We start from the raw sequence: 16,380 nt of genomic DNA, 5'->3' as shown, positions 1-16,380 counted from the left end.
GCCGCGGGGCTGCCCGCGGCTCGCGCAGGGCTCAGTGCTGCTTCAGCGCCGCGAACTCGGGCCCGGCGAGCCGCAGGTTCTCGCGCAGGTAGGCGCGCAGTCCGGCACCGGGCGCGTCCGGTGCTGCCCCGCCCAGGTGTGCGTGCAGCATCGCGACCATCAGGTAGGCGTAGGCTTCGCGCGGTTGCGGCGCCACCGGCGAATGGCCGCCACCCGGCTCCACGTACAGGCTGACCTCCCTGCCGATCCGCTGCAGCCGCGCCGCGTAGTCGATGACGCCCCGCGCCGCGACCGTGCGGTCCGCGGCGCCGGCCATCAGCAGCAACGGCTTCTGCATCCGCGCGACGTTCGCCGCCGGCGACTGCGCGTGCAGGCGCGCGTAAGTGGCGGGATCCGAGGGATCCATCTTCAGCGCGCGCAGCGTCAGCGCCAGCGAGCGATCCGGCAGCGCACCCTGCTCCCCCGCGTCCACCAGCCAGCGCATGCCCCAGGCGAGGTCCGGCGGCGGCGATCCGGCCACGCCGACCTTGAACAGGTCCGGCTGGAATGTCACTCCCAGCAACGCCGAATAGCCGCCGAAGGAATGGCCGACGATGCCGACCCGTTGCGGATCGCCGATGCCCCGTGCCAGCAGGTAGCGCACGCCCTCGACGATGTCCCGCTGCACGCGGCCGTTGCCGTAATCGCCGCCCGGGGCGAAGGTGTAGTCGCGCCCGAAGCCGGTCGAACCGCGGAAGTTCGCCTGGAACACGGCGTAACCACGGTTGGCGAGCAACTGCGCGATCGCGTCGTAACCGGGCGGGAAGTGGTTGATCGGGCCGCCGTGCACGTGGGCGACCAGCGGCAGGCGCGCGGGATCGACGCCGGGCGGCAGCAGCAGGAAGCCGCGCACGCGCGTGCCGTCGGACGCGGGATAGTCGAAGGCGATCTTGCGCGCCAGCGCCACTTCCGGCAGCGGGCGCCTGGCCTGCGCCGCGGCGGCGAGGATCGGGCGCAGCCTGCCGCTGGCCGGATCGTAAAGGTGCCAGCGCGCATCGCGCAGGGTGCTGGCACGCTCGGACACCAGCCAGCGCGGGTGCGGACCGGCGCCGATGTCGATGCCGATGTCGCGGCCGGCGAGCCTCGCCCAGAGCGCATCCACCCCGGCTTGCGCGCTGCCCAGCCCGTAGCTGGCCGCCACGCCGCTGCGATAGCTCGCTACCAACGGCTCGGAGCCGGCTGCATCGAGCACCACCTCGTCCAGGTCGGCCTGGTTGCGCGGATCGGCGTGCAGGGTGCGCAGGGTCCCGTCGAAATCCAGCCGTAGCACGCGCCGCAGGTTGCCGCCGGTGTTGCCCGACAGCAGCAGCGCGCCGTCGCGGTCCACACCCACGAGCGTTCCGCTTTCCATCGGCGCCATGCGCCGCAGCTCGCGCAGGCGGCCGCCCGGTTCCACCGCCGCGATGGCGTCGTGGTCGCCCATGAATCGCGCGAGCGCGACCAGGCGGCCGCGCGCGTCGATGGCGACGTCGTGCACCCAGTGCGCGTCCTCCCACAACGGCGTGCGCTGCCCGCGTGCATCCATGCGCACAATGCGCCAGCGCTCCGAAGTGCCGCGGCGGACGCGTTCGCGCAGGATCACGGCCGCCGGTCGCGACAGGTCGACCTGCATCACGCGGCGTTCGTCCCGGCCACGGAGCGGCACGCGGATGCCGGCGCCGGTCGCGAGCTCCAGCGTCGCCAGCGAGCGCGGCGAGATCACGAACAGCCAGCGCCCGTCGCGCGACCACCCGAGCTGGTCTGCCTCGGTGCGCGGCACGAGTTGTCGTGGCGCGCCGCCCTTGGTGGGCAGCAGCCAGAGGCTGCGCGATTCGCCGTCATTGCGCAGGTAGGCGACGTGGAGGCTGTCGGGCGACAGCCGCACCACTGGCAGGGCCGGCGGCGCCAGGAAAGCGTCGCGCGGCTGCCGCGGCGCTGGCACCCTGGCGCGCTCGGCAGCGACCGCCGCGCGCAGCGCCGCGCTGTCGCCGGCGCCGTCCGCTCGCACCGGCGTGGGCATGATGAAGGGCAGCACCGCCTCGATGATTGCCGCGAACACCTGCTTGCGCGGTGTCATCGCGGTATCCCCGCGAGCGGTGCCGTCGCAGCGCGCGCCCGCGCCGTTGCGCCCGCCGCGGCGCGCCCGGCCGCCGGATACAGCAGCCACAGGCTGGCCAGCGCCGGCAGGCCGATGCCACCGCACGCCAGCACCCATGTCCAGCGCACCAACGGCGGGAACGCGCGGCGGCGGGTGAGCACGATCGCACCGAGCAGCGAGAGCACGGACAGCACGCCCGCCACCAGGGCGATGTTGCGCGGCGGCGGCGGGATCGTGCCCGCGTCCAGTGGATTCGGCGCCGCGAACGCGCCCTGCAGCGACAGGCACAGCTCGCGCAGCACCGGCGACAGCCACCAGTTGCGCATCGTGTAGGCCAGCGGCAGGTCGAACGACAGGTTGCGCCGCGCGACGTCGTGCACGCGACCCGCACCGTCGATTCGCACCACCTGCTGGTAGGGCACGGCCTCGCCCGCCCAGGCGCCATTGGTGTAGTCGAAGGCGACCAGGTAACCATCGAGCAGCTCGATCAGTTCGGCGCTGCCGAGCTTGCCGACAGGCGCGGGCAACGGCATGCGCAGCACCGGCTCCAGCACGTCGAGGGTATTGGCTGCCTCGCGCCCCGGATACACGTAGAGCGCGCGATTGCTGAGCACGACGACGTTCTCGCCTGCGGCTTCCGGGGGAGTCGCGAAGACCTCACCCGCCGGCAGCCGGACGCGCGGGAACACGCGCTGCTGGTCCTCGTCGTACTGGTAGGCGACCGACGGCGTGGCGAGGTAATCGCCGCCGACCGGCATCGCCGGGCCCGCGAACGGGGCATTGCCCTCGCCCACGCCGAGCTCGCCGCGGGGGCGGCCGTCCAGCGATCCGCGGCCGACGAACCGCATGCGGTCATGGCTGAACACCCAGGTCACCGGCCGCCGTGTTTCGTCGAACTCCAACGGCTGCATCGTGCCGGTCAACTGCCCGCGGGTCGGCAGGTCGCGTAGCGGATACAGCACGAACACGTCGGACAGGGCGACCTGCTCACGCCATAGCGGCGCGTCGGGGTCACGACTCGATGCCAGCCCCGCCAGCAGGCGTTCCTTCGGCTCCATGCGGCCGGACTGGATGTAGCCGTCGGCGGCAGGCTGGCCGCCGTTGAGCGGATGTCGGCCGATCGCGGTCAGGCCGATCTCGTAGCCGATGCCCAGCATCCACAGCAGGAAGTAGACGCCGACCTGCACCGGCAGCGCCGTGGCCGCCACCGAGAGGGGGCGCCGCGGTGGCTCGTCGAGCTGCGGCTTGAACGCGATGCCCACGAGCACGGCGAGGACCAGCAGCACCAAGGCCTGCACCACGAGCGCGGCCACGCCCGCGGCCTGGGTGAACATGAAGGCGGCCGGCAACAGTGCCGCGGCGGCCGACCAGCGCCGGTTGGCGAGCACGGCGTACGCACCGGCGAGGTAGCCGCAACAGGCGATCAGCAGCGCCGCCACCGGCAGCAGCCAGTGGCGCGCGTCGACCACGCGCGCGGTCAGCGCTTCCTGGTAAGCGGCGATCGCGAGGATCGGCAATGCCACAGCCACCGCCAGCAGCACGCCGCCGGCGCCGCACAGCGCGGCGGCGATCCGCAACCGGTGCAGCGGCCGGTGCAGGAGGTTGAGCCAGTGGTTGGCCCGCCGGTAGGTGCCCATCTGGTACAGGCCCAGCAGCGCGCCGGCCACGGCGTAGACCATGCCGAACACCTGGTACACCAGCTTTGGCTGCTGCGCCAGGTCGACCAGGCGCGCCATGAAGCCGAGGCCGGCGACATGGATCGCGGCGGCCGCGATCACCCAGTTGCGGAAGCGCAGCAGTTCCCCCTTGAACAGGTCGTTCATCGCGCGCCCTCCCGGACCGGTGCCGCGTGGTTCTTGGCCAGGAAGCCGTTGACCGCGCGGTCCAGGCTCACCGGCATGCTCTGCATCGATCGCGCGCCGGCGGCGCGCAGGAATTCGCCGAAGCCCTCGTCCTGGTCGAGCACGATGTAGTGCTGCAGGCCGTCGAGCCGCTGCTGCTCGAGCAGGCCGGGCACGCTGCGCGGATCGGGGCCCTTGAACGGAATGTCGGCGATCCAGTGGCTGACGCGCGCGCGGAAATCGTCAGGCGCGGACATGCTGACCAGGCGACCCTGTTCCAGGATCACCAGGTTGTCGGCGACGCGCTCGACTTCCTCCATCTGGTGCGAGCAATAGATCACCGTGCACTGCTCGGCGGCGTTGCTGTACAGCAGGGACTCGAGGAACGCGCGCTTGGCGACCACGTCGAGGCCGAGCGTCGGCTCGTCGAGCACCAGCAACTCGGGCGACTGCGCCAGCGCCAGGGCGAGGTTGAAGCCGGCGCGCTCGCCGCGCGACAGCTGCGCGACCTTCTGCTCCGCCATCACGTGGTAATGGCCGATCACTTCATCGAATGCGTCCTGGCGCCAGCGCGCGTACTGGTGGCGCTGCATCGCCACCACCGCGCCGACCGTCATCCAGCCGGGCAGCGTGTGTTCCTCGTTGACGAAGCCGATGCGGGCGCGATCTTCCGCCCGCAGCGCGCCGCTGTCGCGCCCGAGGATGCGCGCCGCACCCGACGTCTGCGGCATGAAGCCGAGCAGGATCCGGAACAGCGTGGACTTGCCGGCGCCGTTGGCGCCGACCACGGCATGGATGCGGCCGCGCGGAATGCGCAGGTCGAGCGCGTCGAGCGCGAGCTTGCGACCGTAGCGCTTGGTGAGCGCGTCGGTCTCGATGACATGGTCGTCGGTCATGGGTCGTCGTCCGGGGAATCGTGCGGGGCGGTCAGGGCGGGAATCAGGCGGTCTTTCGCGGCGCAAGCGCGAGGAATTCGTGGTGCAGGCGCGCCTGCACCTCGTCAGGCGCGAAGTCCAGCGCGATCACGTCGTGCAGGAAGCGCTGGATGGCGTCGTCGAGCCGGCGCTCGCGCTCGGCGTCGCTCAGGCGTTGTCGTTGCGGGGCCACGTACAGGCCCAGGCCCTGGCGCGATTCCAGCCAGCCTTCGGCGACGAGCTCGGCGTAGGCCTTCGCGACGGTGTTCGGATTGATCGTCAGTTGCTGCGCCAGGCCACGCACGCTCGGCAGCTGGTCGCCAGGCAGGATCTCGGCGGTGGCGATCTTCATGCGCACGGCATCGACGATCTGCTTGCCGATCGAGCGCGGATCGCCGGTCGCGATCTGGATCATCAGGGGCGTCGTGCGGGCCATGCTGTCCGTCCTATCTGTACTATGCCTACTAGTACAGTACGAACGGCCACGAACGTCAAGCCCCGCTGCGACGAATCCCCTGCCGGGCCGACCGAAGCCCGGGTTGCGGCGGTCAGGCGGGTGGGCTGCGCGGAAGGCCGCGCGCCTGCCGGGCTGCGATCCGCGAGCAGGAGGTTCGGGGCGTCGATCCAACACGCTGGCCGCTAGACTTCTTCGATGAACTACCGCCATGCCTTCCATGCCGGCAACCACGCCGACGTGCTCAAGCACGTGGTGTTGCTGGCGCTGTGCGACGCGCTGGCGCGCAAGCCGGGGCCCTGCTTCGCGCTCGATACCCATGCCGGCCGCGGCCTGTACGCGCTGGATGCCGACGCCGCACGGCGCACGGGCGAGTCCGAAGGCGGGGTGGCAAGACTGCTGGCGCTGCCGATCGGCGATCCCTGCGTCGCGCGCTACCTCGACGCGATCCGTGCCTGCCGCGCCGCGCATGGCGCACACGCCTACCCCGGCTCGCCGTGGCTGCTGGCGTACGCGCTGCGCGCGGACGACCGCATCGCCTGCTGCGAACTGCAGCCGGAGGAGGCCGCGATCCTGAAGGCCAACTTCCGCGGCGACCCGCGCGTTGCCGTGCACCAGCGCGACGGATACGCGGCGCTCAAGGCATTGCTGCCACCGCGCGCTGGCGACACCCGCTTCTCGCGCGGGCTGGTGCTGGTCGATCCCCCGTACGAAGCGCAGCTGCGGGAGTTCGACGCCGCGCTGGCTGCGCTGCGCGACGGCCTGGCGCGCTGGCCGCACGCCTGTTACGCGCTGTGGTACCCGATCAAGCAGCGGCGCGCGCTGCAACCGTTCCATCGCGCTGCCGCGGCGCTGCCGGCGAAATCGGCGCTGTTGCTCGAACTGCTGGTGCGCGCCGACGATTCGCCGCTGCGCATGAACGGCAGCGGCCTGCTGCTGCTCAATCCGCCATGGCAACTCGAGGCCATGCTGGCACCGGCACTGGCAGCGCTGCGCGACATGCTGGGCGAGGCCACTGCGCCCGCGTCCCGCAGCGAGTGGCTCAAGCCACCCGCGTAGGCGACTGCGGGGCTATTGCTCCGCCGTCGGCACCTTGCCGATCTCGGGCTCGAAGAAGCTCCAGCGGACCTCCGGGAATCCCTTCTTCAGGCCACGTTCGATCTCGGCGATCTGGTGCAGCATGGCCTCTGCGTCCTGCTCCTCGCGCATCCGCGCCTGCACCGAGACCATTGCCTGCTCCCCCAGTTGCAGGGTGATCAGGCTGATCACGCTGGCGATCTCGGGGCGCGCCTCGAAATAACGACGGACCTCCGCCAGCCGCGCAGGGGCCATGCTCTGCCCGATCAGCATCGCCTTGACCTCGATCGCCACCAGCACCGCGACCACGATCAGCAGCACCCCGATCGCGATCGTGCCGGCCGCATCCCACATCGGGTTGCCGGTGACGACCGTCAGCATCACCGCCACCAGCGCGAACGACAGCCCGCACAGGGCCGCCAGGTCCTCGCCGAAGATCACGACCAGTTCGCTCTGGCGGCTGCCGCGGAACCATTGCCACAGGTTGCGATCGCCGCGCACCTTGTCCACTTCCTGCAGGCAGGCGCGCATCGACACGCCTTCGGCGGCAATGCCGAACACCAGCACTCCGGCCGCCCACCACCACTTCTGCAGCGGCTCGGGCTGCTGCAGCTTGTGGATGCCTTCGTACAGCGAGAACATGCCACCGACGGTGAACAGCATCACCGCCACCAGGAATGACCAGAAATACACCGCCTTGCCGTGCCCCAGCGGGTACTCCGGCGATGCCGGTCGTCGCGCCTGCTTCATCCCCAGCAGCAACAGCAACTGGTTGCCGCAATCCGCGAGCGAGTGCACGGTCTCGGCCAGCATCGCGCTGGAATGGGTAAAGAACGCCGCCACGCCCTTGGCGATCGCGATCGCAAGGTTGGCTCCGAGCGCGAACAGGATGGCGCGGGTGGAGTCGCCGCTGGAGGCCATGGCCTGGTTCCGTGGAAGGGGGGGAGGGCGAAACCGCATTGATCGCGGCATGCGCGCGCGGCCCCGTACTGGCCGCGTGCGCGCCGTGAAGTCTAGCAAAGCGAATGCGGCGACCCGCTTCATGCCACGCCCGCAACAACAGCGTGCATGTGAAGGCGTTGTGCAGCCATGCTTCACCCGGGTCGTGCGAGCATCCCATCCATGGCTGCCCGCAACCGCCTCCCGCCCTGGCACGAGATGATCCGCTTGCCCAACGGGCGCGAAGTGCTGATCCGCCCGATCCGGCCCGACGACGCGGTGCCCTTGCGCGCCGGTTTCCCGCTGCTGCAACCGGAGGAAATCCGCCAGCGCTTCCTTTACTCGGTCAAGGAACTCAGCCCGGAAATGGCCGAGCGCCTGACCCATCCGGATCCGCGCCGTGAATTCGCCATCGTCGCGGCCGAACCACTGCCGCCGGGCGAGGCGCTGGTCGGTGCGGTGGCGCGGGTCGCAATCGAACAGACGCCGGACAACGGCCGCCGCGAAGCCGAGTTCGCGATCCTGGTCAGCAGCTACATCGCCGGAATGGGCCTGGGCCGGCACCTGATGCGGCGGCTGGTGCGCTGGAGCCGCGGCAAGAAACTCGAACGCATCCACGGCGAGGTGCTCGAACACAACCAGGCGATGCTCGCGCTGGCGCAGTCGCTGGGCTTCCATCGCGAAGCCGCCGATGCCCCGGGACTGGTCCGGGTCGTGCTGGATCTCGCACCGGATGCCGGCTGAAGCGAACGCCGAAAGTCCGCCGGCGGCTTCCGTCACGCCACGCCGCGCCATCATCGTCCGGCTTGCTGCCCGAAGGCGCTCCTGATCGCATGATCGCGGCGGCGCTCGCGTAAAATCCGCGATCCGTTGCGCTGGCAGCCCTGCTGCCGGCGCCGGGTTGGTTTTCCGCGAGATCGCCGCCTGATGTCGAAACCACCGTCCTTCCCCGCCCCGCCGCTGCCCCGCGCCGGCCAACAGCGCGCGTTCTGGCGCGCGCCCGCGTCGGCGTCGGCGCTGGCGTGGTCGATCGCGCAGGCCGCGCGCGTGCATCGCGGCCCGCTGCTGGCGATCGCGCGCGACAACCAGGCCGCGCACCAGCTCGAATCCGACCTGCGCACCCTGCTTGGCGAGGACCCGTCGCTGCCGGTGGTGCCGTTCCCGGACTGGGAAACCCTGCCCTACGACCAGTTCAGCCCGCATCCGGACATCGTCAGCCAGCGCCTGGCCGCGTTGCACCGGCTGCCCGCGCTCAGGCGCGGCATCGTGATCGTGCCGGTGCAGACGCTCCTGCAACGGTTGCCGCCGTTGCGGTACGTGGTCGGCAACACCTTCGACGTGCGCGTCGGCCAGGCGCTCGACCTGGAGGCGGAGAAGCGCCGGCTGGCGTCCGCCGGCTACCGCAACGTGCCGCAGGTCATGGACCCTGGCGATTTCGCCGTGCGCGGCGGGCTGCTCGATGTTTTCCCGATGGGCGCCGAAGAGCCCTACCGGGTGGAATTGCTGGACGACGAGATCGACTCGATCCGCGCCTTCGACCCCGACTCACAGCGCTCGCTCGACAAGGTCGACGCGGTGCAGTTGCTGCCGGGCCGCGAAGTGCCGATGGACGAGGCGGCGACGCAGCGGGCGATGGCGGCGCTGCGCGAACGCTTCGACATCGACAGCCGTCGCAGCGCGCTGTTCCAGGACCTGAAGGCCGGTGTCGCGCCGGCCGGCATCGAGTACTACCTGCCGCTGTTCTTCGAATCGACCGCGACGCTGTTCGACTACCTGGCCGTCGACACCCTGCCGCTGCTCGGCGAAGGCGCGCTCGACGCCGCCGACCAGTTCCATGCCCAGGCGGCGGATCGCCACGAACAGCGCCGGCACGACATCGAGCGCCCGCTGCTGCCGCCGGCCGAGCTCTACCTGGCGCCCAACGCATTGCGCGAGCGCCTCAACGCCGGCGAGCGGATCGAGGTCTGCGGCGCCCGGCATCCTCGCCATGCCGAAGCGCAGGCGCTGGGCACGCAACCGGCGCCGGACCTGCCGATCGCGGCGAAGGAGGGCGCGCCCGCGGCGGCACTGGCGACCTTCCTCGCCGGCTATCCCGGCCGGGTGCTGGTCGCGGCCGATTCCCCGGGCCGGCGCGAAGCCCTGGCCGAGGTGTTGCTTGCCGCCGACCTGCGGCCGCGGGTGCTGGCATCGTTCGCGGAATTCCTGGCCGGCGGCAGCACCACGCCGGGCGCCACGGGCGAGCTTCCGCGCGCCGGGGCGGGCGCGGCCACGGCAGCGACCGCGGACAGGTTCTGCATTGCCGTCGCGCCGCTGGACAACGGTTTCGCCATCGACGCCGAGGGCGATGCCGGCTCCGCGCTGTGCATCCTCACCGAGCGCCAGCTGTTCCCCGAGCGCGCCGCGCAACCCCGCCGGCGCAAGCGCGCCGGGCGCGAGCCGGAAGCGATCATCCGCGACCTCGGCGAATTGTCCGAGGGCGCACCGATCGTGCACGAGGACCACGGCGTCGGCCGCTATCGCGGGCTGGTGACGCTCGACGCAGGTGGCACGCCGGCGGAATACCTCGAAATCGAATACGCCAAGGGCGACCGCCTGTACGTGCCGGTGGCGCAGCTGCACCTGATCAACCGCTACTCCGGCGCCTCGCCGGAAACCGCGCCGCTGCATTCGCTCGGCGGCGAGCAGTGGGCCCGTGCCAAGCGCAAGGCCGCGGAGAAGGTCCGCGACGTCGCCGCCGAACTGCTGGAAATCCAGGCCAAGCGCCAGGCGCGCGCCGGCCTCGCCTTGCAGGTCGATCGCGCGCTGTACGAGCCGTTTGCGGCCGGTTTTCCGTTCGAGGAAACGCCGGACCAGCACGCAGCGATCGAAGCGGTGATCCGCGACCTCGGCTCCTCGCAGCCGATGGACCGCGTGGTCTGCGGCGACGTCGGCTTCGGCAAGACCGAGGTCGCGGTGCGCGCGGCGTTCGTCGCCGCCACCGCGGGCAAGCAGGTTGCCGTGCTGGTGCCGACCACATTGCTGGCCGAGCAGCACTACCGCAACTTCCGCGACCGCTTCGCCGACTGGCCGCTCAAGGTCGAGGTGCTGTCGCGCTTCAAGACCACGAAGGAGATCAAGGCCGAACTCGACAAGCTCGCCGAAGGCAGGATCGACGTCATCGTCGGCACCCACCGCCTGCTGCAGAAGGACGTGCGCTTCAAGGACCTGGGGCTGGTGATCGTCGACGAGGAGCAGCGCTTCGGCGTGCGCCAGAAGGAGGCACTGAAGGCGTTGCGTGCCAACGTGCACCTGCTGACGCTCACCGCAACGCCGATCCCGCGCACGCTCAACATGGCGATGGCCGGGCTGCGCGACCTGTCGATCATCGCCACCCCTCCGGCACACCGGATGGCGGTGCAGACCTTCGTCACCCCGTGGGACGGCGCGCAACTGCGCGAGGCGCACCAGCGCGAACTGGCGCGCGGCGGCCAGGTCTACTTCCTGCACAACGACGTCGAGTCGATCGGCCGCATGCAGCGCGAACTGCAGGACCTGGTGCCGGAGGCCCGCATCGGCGTCGCCCACGGCCAGATGCCGGAGCGCGAGCTGGAACGGGTGATGCTCGATTTCAACAAGCAGCGCACCAACGTGCTGCTGTGCACCACCATCATCGAGTCGGGCATCGACATCCCCAATGCCAACACCATCATCATGAACCGCGCCGACAAACTCGGCCTGGCGCAGATGCACCAGTTGCGCGGGCGCGTCGGCCGCTCGCACCATCGCGCCTACGCCTACCTGGTGGTGCCGGACAAGCGCTCGATCACCAGCGACGCGCGCAAGCGCCTGGAAGCGATTGCGTCGATGGACGAACTCGGCGCCGGCTTCACCCTGGCCACCCACGACCTGGAGATCCGCGGCGCCGGCGAACTGCTGGGCGAGGACCAGAGCGGGCAGATGGCCGAGGTCGGTTTCAGCCTGTACACCGAGTTGCTGGAGCGCGCGGTGCGCAGCATCAGGCGCGGCGAGCTGCCGGACATCGACGGCACCGCGCGCCACGGCGCCGAAGTCGAGCTGCACATCCCGGCGCTGATCCCGGACGACTACCTGCCCGACGTGCATGCGCGGCTCACCCTGTACAAGCGCATCAGCAGCGCGCGCGACGCCGACGGACTGCGCGAGCTGCAGGTGGAGATGATCGACCGCTTCGGGCTGCTGCCGGATCCGGCAAAGCACCTGTTCGCGGTCGCCGCGCTCAAGCACGAGGCCACGGCGCTTGGCATCCGCAAGCTCGACCTCGGCCCGGCGGGCGGCCGGGTACAGTTCGAGAGCAAGCCGCGCGTCGATCCCATGACCGTGATCCAGCTGATCCAGAAACAGCCCCGGCACTACGCGATGGACGGGCCCGACAAGCTGCGCATCAAGCTCGACCTGCCCGATGCGGGCAGCCGCCTGCAGGCCGCGCGCGCATTGCTGGCGGCGCTGGCGCCGTCGTAAGCCACCTGCAGGCGCCTTCTGGCTGAGTGCGCACCATGCCCGCACGCGCTCACACGCCATCGCATAGCATGGCCGCCATGGACGTCCCGCCCGCATCGCAGCCCCGGCACGAGCCCGGCCTGGCCATGCCGGGCTGGGACGGGAACGTCGCCGGTGCGCAATCTTTGCAGCGGGAATGGGCACGTCGGGTCGTGGTGCGCGACGACTTCCACGAGCCGCTGCGCACGGTCGCCGGCTTGGACGTCGGGCTCGAGGACGGCGGCACCGTCACCCGTGCCGCCGCGGTGCTGCTGGACGCAGGAACGCTCGAAGTAATCGGCGAGCAGGTCGCGCGCGCAGCCTCCGCCGCGCCCTGCCCCCCGGACCTGCGCAGCTTCCATGACCTGCCCTTGTTGCTGCAGGCGCTGGAGATGCTGCCGCAGCGCCCCGACCTGGTCCTCGTCCAAGGCCATGGCATCGCCCATCCGCGGCGGCTCGGCCTCGCCTCGCACTTCGGCGTGGTCGCCGGTCTCGCGAGCGTCGGCATCGCCGGTTCGATCCTGGTCGGCACCGCGGCGCCCCTGCACGACATCCGCGGCGCGCACACGCCCCTGCGCGATGGCGGCCAGCAGGTCGGCTGGCTGTTGCGCAGCAGGCACGGCGGCGAACCTCTGGTGGTGTCGCCCGGCCACCGCGTGTCGATGACGGCCGCGGCGCAACTGGCGATGCGCTTCACCACCAGCGATCGCGTGCCCGAGCCGATCCGCCTGGCAAATCGAATCGCATCGCACCTCGACGGGCCACGCCGATGACCTCCATGCCGCTTTCACCCCGCCTGCGCGACCGATGCCTACACTTCCGGGACACCCCTTGCAGGAACCGGACATGTCGATCAGCGCCCCACGCAGCCTCGCCACCCTGCTGCTCCTCGCATTGGCCGCCTGCGGGACCGCGCCTGCGGGCGACGGCCCCGGACCCGTCGCCATGAACCCGGTGGCCGATGGCACGCCGTTCAACCTGTTGCCGCAGCAGGACGTGGCCCTCGCCGACCAAAGCCGGTTGCGTTTCGTGGAGGTCGCCAACGACTCGCGCTGCCGGCCCGGCCAGCAGTGCATCTGGGCGGGCGATGCCGAACTCGTGTTCCAGTGGCAACCCGCGTCCGGTGCCTCCGAGACCTTCAGCCTGCACACGACCAAGGGCGACAAGGTGCATGCCATCGGCGAGCGGCGCCTGAGCCTGCTGTCGCTGAGCTTCGACGAGCCGCCGGCGGCCAGCCTCCGGGTCGATCGCGCCGACTGAGGAACATCCGGCAACGCAGCGTTGCGTCCGGCGTTCCCTCCAGCGCGCCGGCGCGTGGCATGCTCGTCGCAGTCCATCGCGGAGCCCGGCATGACCACGACGATCGCCCCGCGCGTGCACGACCTCGGTGGCTTCCAGGTACGGCGTGCCGTGCCGACGCTGCAGGCGCGCAGCGTCGGCCCGTTCGTGTTCGTCGACCACATGGGCCCGGCGATCTTCGAACCGGGCCGCGGCATCGACGTGCGCCCGCATCCGCACATCGGCCTGGCCACGGTGACCTTCCTGTGGTCCGGCACGATCACCCATCGCGACACGCTCGGCAGCCTGCAGGACATCAGTCCCGGCGACGTCAACTGGATGACCGCCGGCCGCGGCATCGCCCATTCCGAACGCACGCCGCAGACCCTGCGCGAGGGCGGGCATCCCCTGCATGGCATGCAGACCTGGGTCGCGCTGCCGCGGGCGCACGAAGAAACAGCACCGGAATTCCACCATCATCCGGCCGCGACCCTGCCACGCAGCGAACGCGATGGCACGGTGCTGCGAGTGATCGCCGGGCGCGGCTACGGGCTTGAATCGCCGGTGCGGGTGTTCGCCGACACGCTCAACGTCGCCATCGACCTCGCGCCGGATGCGCATCTCGCACTGGAACCCTCGCACCCGGAACGCGCGTTGTACGTGCTCGAAGGCCAGGCGCAACTCGACGGAGCCGACATCCCGGCGCAGCACCTCGTGGTGCTGGATCGCGGCGTGACCCATGCGCTGCGCGCGAAGACACCGCTGAAGGCGATGCTGCTCGGTGGCGAACCGCTCGACGGGCCGCGCCACTTGTGGTGGAACTTCGTGTCCAGCTCGAAGGACCGGATCGAGCAGGCCAAGCAGGACTGGCGCGACGGCCGTTTCGGCACCGTCCCGGGCGACGACGAGTTCATCCCCCTGCCCGATCGCTGAGAAGCTGAATGCGGGCACTGGCGACGGCCGCCGCACGACCGCAACCACGCCGCCGACCGGCGGCATTTGTCAACGCGCGGCGCCTGGACTATGTTCGGGGCGTGTCATGTCGCAAACGACCGCGAGGGGGCGATCGAATGAACAAGACCACGGCACTGATGCTTGCGGGCCTGCTGTCGGCGAGCGGCGCCAACGCGCAGGACGCGCAACAGGCCGCAGCCTGCCCGCAACTGCCCGCCGGCGCCGGGCTGACCTGGGAAGCCCGAAGCACCGCCGACAGCGATTTCTGCCGCGCGCTGCGCAGCGATGGATCCGAGGCCTTCGGCCTTTACGTCAGCGCGGCGCCCAACTTCGAGCCCAATCCGCGCAGCGGCAAGGAAAGCGGGCGCGTCGACGGCCGCGACGTGGTCTGGTACCGCGCAGAGATCGCCACTGCCCCGGGCGTGCAGGCGCGCGAGACACTGCTGCAGCTGGCCGACGGGCGTTACGCGCACATCTGGCTGCAGGCCGACTCAACGGACGCGCTGGCCGCCGATTACCAGCTGGTCGGCGCGCTGCGCTTCCGCGCCGGCGGCGGCGGCGAGCAGGTCGCCGGCAACTAGGCCGGCGGCCCGCGGCGACGGCACCCGCGGTGCGCGGTTGCACGTCCGCGGCGCGCGGCCATCGGCGTACCGATGAGCCACGCATCGGGCTGGGCTAGAAGCGGCCTTCCTGGAAATCGACGAAGGCCTGCATCACCTGCTCCTTCGTGTTCATCACGAACGGGCCATAACGCGCGACCGGCTCGCGCAGCGGACGCCCGGCAACCAGGATCAGTCGCGCACCCTGGTTACCGGCACGCATCTCCAGCAGTTCGCCGCCGCCGAGTACGCCCAGCTGCTGCGCCGGCAGCGCACGCGCCTCGTCGCCCTCGCCCAGGCTCGCCGTGCCTTCGAACACGTAGGCGAACGCGCTGTGGCCCTGCGGCAACGCCAGTCGCCATGCGGCGTCGGCATCCAGGGTGATGTCCACGTACAGCGGATCGGTGGCGGGTTGCACGATCGGGCCGGGCACCGCGCGACCCTCGGCGTCCGCGACCGCGCCGGCGATCACCTTGACGCTGACGCCGGGTGCCGGCGCCACTACCGGGATTTGCCCGGGCGCGAATTCCTGGTAGCGCGGCTGCGTCATCTTGGCGCTCGCCGGCAGGTTGACCCACAGCTGGAAGCCGCGCATGCGGCCTGCCTCCTGCTCGGGCATCTCCGAATGCACCAGGCCGCGGCCGGCAGTCATCCACTGCACGCTGCCGGGCACCAGCAGGCCTTCGTTGCCGTGGTTGTCCTTGTGGCGCATGCGCCCGTCGAGCATGTACGTGACGGTCTCGAAGCCGCGATGCGGATGCTCGGGGAAACCGGCGATGTAGTCCTCCGCGCGGTCGGTGCCGAATTCGTCGAGCAGGAGGAACGGATCGAGCATGTCCAGCTGCGGGCCGCCGATCACGCGGGTCAGCTTGACCCCGGCGCCGTCGGACGTGGGGGTGCCTCGCAGCACGCGGGCGACGTGGGCGCGCGCGGGAGCGGGAGCGGGAGCAGTGCTGTCCATGGAGCCTCCTCGAAGATTCTGGACTCAAGGATCGTGGCGGCGTCGGCGACCTGCCAGCGCCATCGCTGGAACGCTGGATTGCGCCGGTGGCTGCGGACGTGGGCCATCGCCCGCGCCGTTGCGTGCGGTGGCGCGTTCGACGTCGCCAGCGCGGGTATACACGTAGACCGTCGCCGGCGGCAGGTTGCGCAGGACGAAGGCGCCACGGCGACCGCGCAGGCCGAGCCGGCGCAGTTGCGCGGCAGCGAGCGGCGAGCTGACGCCATAGGTGAACTGGATGAAGCGTCCGCCTTCGCGCAGCAGCGCGAACGCCGCAGCCAGGATGGCGCCGCGATCGCCCTCGTCCATGCCCAGCAGGCCGAGGCTGGAGACCACCGCATCGAGCGTGCCGGGCGCGGCGAAACCCTGCGCCAGCGCCCGCAGGTCCCGTGCATCGCCGTGGACCACGCGCAGCTGCGGGAAACGCGCCTGCAACGCCCGGTGCAATGCCGGATCCAGCTCCACCGCCAGCAATGCCTCCGGTCGCAACCCGTGCGCGAGCAGCGCCTCGGTCATGACCCCGGTGCCCGGCCCGAGCTCGATGACGCGGCGTGCGTCGGCGGGAAGCTCGTCGACCATGCACCGCGCCAGTTCACGGCTCGAAGGCGCTACCGCCGCGACCGCGCGCGGATTGCGCATCCAGCGGCGGAAGAAGTCCCAGCGACGGAGCGGGCGATGGCGAGGCCGGGGGTGGACGTGCATGCGGCGAGTCTG

At 71.0% G+C, this 16,380-nt stretch carries 14 protein-coding genes; 7 read left to right on the top strand and 7 right to left on the bottom strand.

The window, feature by feature from the left end; all coding sequences use genetic code 11:
• Positions 1 to 31 precede the first annotated feature (31 nt).
• Genes MQC88_RS08990 through MQC88_RS08975 form a run of 4 tightly spaced genes read right to left on the bottom strand, consistent with a single transcriptional unit; the run spans position 32 to position 5,307 of the window.
• Positions 32 to 2,095 (bottom strand): S9 family peptidase, encoded by a 2,064-nt coding sequence (locus MQC88_RS08990; RefSeq protein ID WP_243321214.1) that lies wholly within the window; start codon positions 2,093 to 2,095, stop codon positions 32 to 34.
• Positions 2,092 to 3,939 (bottom strand): hypothetical protein, encoded by a 1,848-nt coding sequence (locus MQC88_RS08985; protein WP_243321212.1) that lies wholly within the window; start codon positions 3,937 to 3,939, stop codon positions 2,092 to 2,094. Before MQC88_RS08985 ends, MQC88_RS08990 begins: the two co-directional genes overlap by 4 nt.
• Positions 3,936 to 4,853, bottom strand: coding sequence for an ABC transporter ATP-binding protein (locus tag MQC88_RS08980; RefSeq protein WP_243321210.1), 918 nt, complete (start codon positions 4,851 to 4,853; stop codon positions 3,936 to 3,938). Before MQC88_RS08980 ends, MQC88_RS08985 begins: the two co-directional genes overlap by 4 nt.
• Positions 4,854 to 4,896: 43 nt before the next feature.
• A complete protein-coding gene (locus tag MQC88_RS08975; RefSeq protein WP_243321208.1) occupies positions 4,897 to 5,307 on the bottom strand; it encodes a GntR family transcriptional regulator in 411 nt (136 codons plus the stop codon).
• A 216-nt stretch (positions 5,308 to 5,523) separates the two neighbouring features.
• On the opposite strand from MQC88_RS08975, the gene MQC88_RS08970 reads away from it, so the two are divergent.
• Complete coding sequence (locus MQC88_RS08970) at positions 5,524 to 6,384, top strand: 23S rRNA (adenine(2030)-N(6))-methyltransferase RlmJ (RefSeq protein WP_243321206.1); 861 nt, start codon at positions 5,524 to 5,526, stop codon at positions 6,382 to 6,384.
• A 12-nt stretch (positions 6,385 to 6,396) separates the two neighbouring features.
• On the opposite strand, the gene MQC88_RS08965 is transcribed toward MQC88_RS08970, so the two are convergent.
• Complete coding sequence (locus MQC88_RS08965) at positions 6,397 to 7,323, bottom strand: cation diffusion facilitator family transporter (RefSeq protein WP_243321205.1); 927 nt, start codon at positions 7,321 to 7,323, stop codon at positions 6,397 to 6,399.
• 201 nt (positions 7,324 to 7,524) lie between these two features.
• Between MQC88_RS08965 and MQC88_RS08960 the strand changes: the two genes are divergently transcribed.
• The 6 genes from MQC88_RS08960 to MQC88_RS08935 all read left to right on the top strand — a co-directional run bounded on the left by MQC88_RS08960 (position 7,525) and on the right by MQC88_RS08935 (position 14,648).
• Entirely contained in the window at positions 7,525 to 8,085 is a 561-nt protein-coding gene (locus MQC88_RS08960) for a GNAT family N-acetyltransferase (protein ID WP_243321203.1), read from the top strand.
• A gap of 183 nt (positions 8,086 to 8,268) precedes the next feature.
• Positions 8,269 to 11,817 (top strand): transcription-repair coupling factor, encoded by a 3,549-nt coding sequence (mfd, locus tag MQC88_RS08955; protein ID WP_243321202.1) that lies wholly within the window; start codon positions 8,269 to 8,271, stop codon positions 11,815 to 11,817.
• Between the two features lie 77 nt (positions 11,818 to 11,894).
• On the top strand, positions 11,895 to 12,608 hold the full coding sequence (locus tag MQC88_RS08950) for an endonuclease V (RefSeq protein WP_243321200.1): 714 nt from the start codon (positions 11,895 to 11,897) through the stop codon (positions 12,606 to 12,608).
• A gap of 73 nt (positions 12,609 to 12,681) precedes the next feature.
• Positions 12,682 to 13,095, top strand: coding sequence for a hypothetical protein (locus MQC88_RS08945; protein ID WP_243321198.1), 414 nt, complete (start codon positions 12,682 to 12,684; stop codon positions 13,093 to 13,095).
• A gap of 90 nt (positions 13,096 to 13,185) precedes the next feature.
• Positions 13,186 to 14,046: a pirin family protein gene (locus tag MQC88_RS08940; RefSeq protein ID WP_243321196.1), complete on the top strand. Its 861-nt coding sequence runs from the start codon at positions 13,186 to 13,188 to the stop codon at positions 14,044 to 14,046.
• Between the two features lie 137 nt (positions 14,047 to 14,183).
• A complete protein-coding gene (locus tag MQC88_RS08935; RefSeq protein WP_243321194.1) occupies positions 14,184 to 14,648 on the top strand; it encodes a hypothetical protein in 465 nt (154 codons plus the stop codon).
• Positions 14,649 to 14,742: 94 nt separating this feature from the next.
• Here MQC88_RS08935 and MQC88_RS08930 read toward each other — a convergent pair whose 3' ends face one another.
• Positions 14,743 to 15,627, bottom strand: coding sequence for a pirin family protein (locus MQC88_RS08930; RefSeq protein WP_243321192.1), 885 nt, complete (start codon positions 15,625 to 15,627; stop codon positions 14,743 to 14,745).
• 24 nt (positions 15,628 to 15,651) lie between these two features.
• Complete coding sequence (locus MQC88_RS08925) at positions 15,652 to 16,368, bottom strand: class I SAM-dependent methyltransferase (protein WP_243321190.1); 717 nt, start codon at positions 16,366 to 16,368, stop codon at positions 15,652 to 15,654.
• Between the last annotated feature and the right edge of the window lie 12 nt (positions 16,369 to 16,380).

The sequence above is a fragment of the Cognatiluteimonas sedimenti genome (assembly GCF_022808325.1).
Lineage (GTDB): Bacteria > Pseudomonadota > Gammaproteobacteria > Xanthomonadales > Xanthomonadaceae > Cognatiluteimonas > Cognatiluteimonas sedimenti.
The sequence above is the reverse complement of the archived record's forward strand: the minus strand, read 5'-3'. Positions and strand labels throughout refer to the sequence as shown.

Coding starts and splice junctions, on each gene's coding strand:
- MQC88_RS08950 (WP_243321200.1), top strand. CDS start 11,895: ATGGACGTCCCGCCCGCATCGCAGCCCCGGCACGAGCCCGGCCTGGCC.
- MQC88_RS08985 (WP_243321212.1), bottom strand. CDS start 3,939: ATGAACGACCTGTTCAAGGGGGAACTGCTGCGCTTCCGCAACTGGGTG.
- MQC88_RS08975 (WP_243321208.1), bottom strand. CDS start 5,307: ATGGCCCGCACGACGCCCCTGATGATCCAGATCGCGACCGGCGATCCG.
- MQC88_RS08980 (WP_243321210.1), bottom strand. CDS start 4,853: ATGACCGACGACCATGTCATCGAGACCGACGCGCTCACCAAGCGCTAC.
- MQC88_RS08970 (WP_243321206.1), top strand. CDS start 5,524: ATGAACTACCGCCATGCCTTCCATGCCGGCAACCACGCCGACGTGCTC.
- MQC88_RS08945 (WP_243321198.1), top strand. CDS start 12,682: ATGTCGATCAGCGCCCCACGCAGCCTCGCCACCCTGCTGCTCCTCGCA.
- MQC88_RS08960 (WP_243321203.1), top strand. CDS start 7,525: ATGGCTGCCCGCAACCGCCTCCCGCCCTGGCACGAGATGATCCGCTTG.
- MQC88_RS08935 (WP_243321194.1), top strand. CDS start 14,184: ATGAACAAGACCACGGCACTGATGCTTGCGGGCCTGCTGTCGGCGAGC.
- MQC88_RS08940 (WP_243321196.1), top strand. CDS start 13,186: ATGACCACGACGATCGCCCCGCGCGTGCACGACCTCGGTGGCTTCCAG.
- MQC88_RS08925 (WP_243321190.1), bottom strand. CDS start 16,368: ATGCACGTCCACCCCCGGCCTCGCCATCGCCCGCTCCGTCGCTGGGAC.
- MQC88_RS08965 (WP_243321205.1), bottom strand. CDS start 7,323: ATGGCCTCCAGCGGCGACTCCACCCGCGCCATCCTGTTCGCGCTCGGA.
- MQC88_RS08990 (WP_243321214.1), bottom strand. CDS start 2,095: ATGACACCGCGCAAGCAGGTGTTCGCGGCAATCATCGAGGCGGTGCTG.
- MQC88_RS08930 (WP_243321192.1), bottom strand. CDS start 15,627: ATGGACAGCACTGCTCCCGCTCCCGCTCCCGCGCGCGCCCACGTCGCC.
- mfd (WP_243321202.1), top strand. CDS start 8,269: ATGTCGAAACCACCGTCCTTCCCCGCCCCGCCGCTGCCCCGCGCCGGC.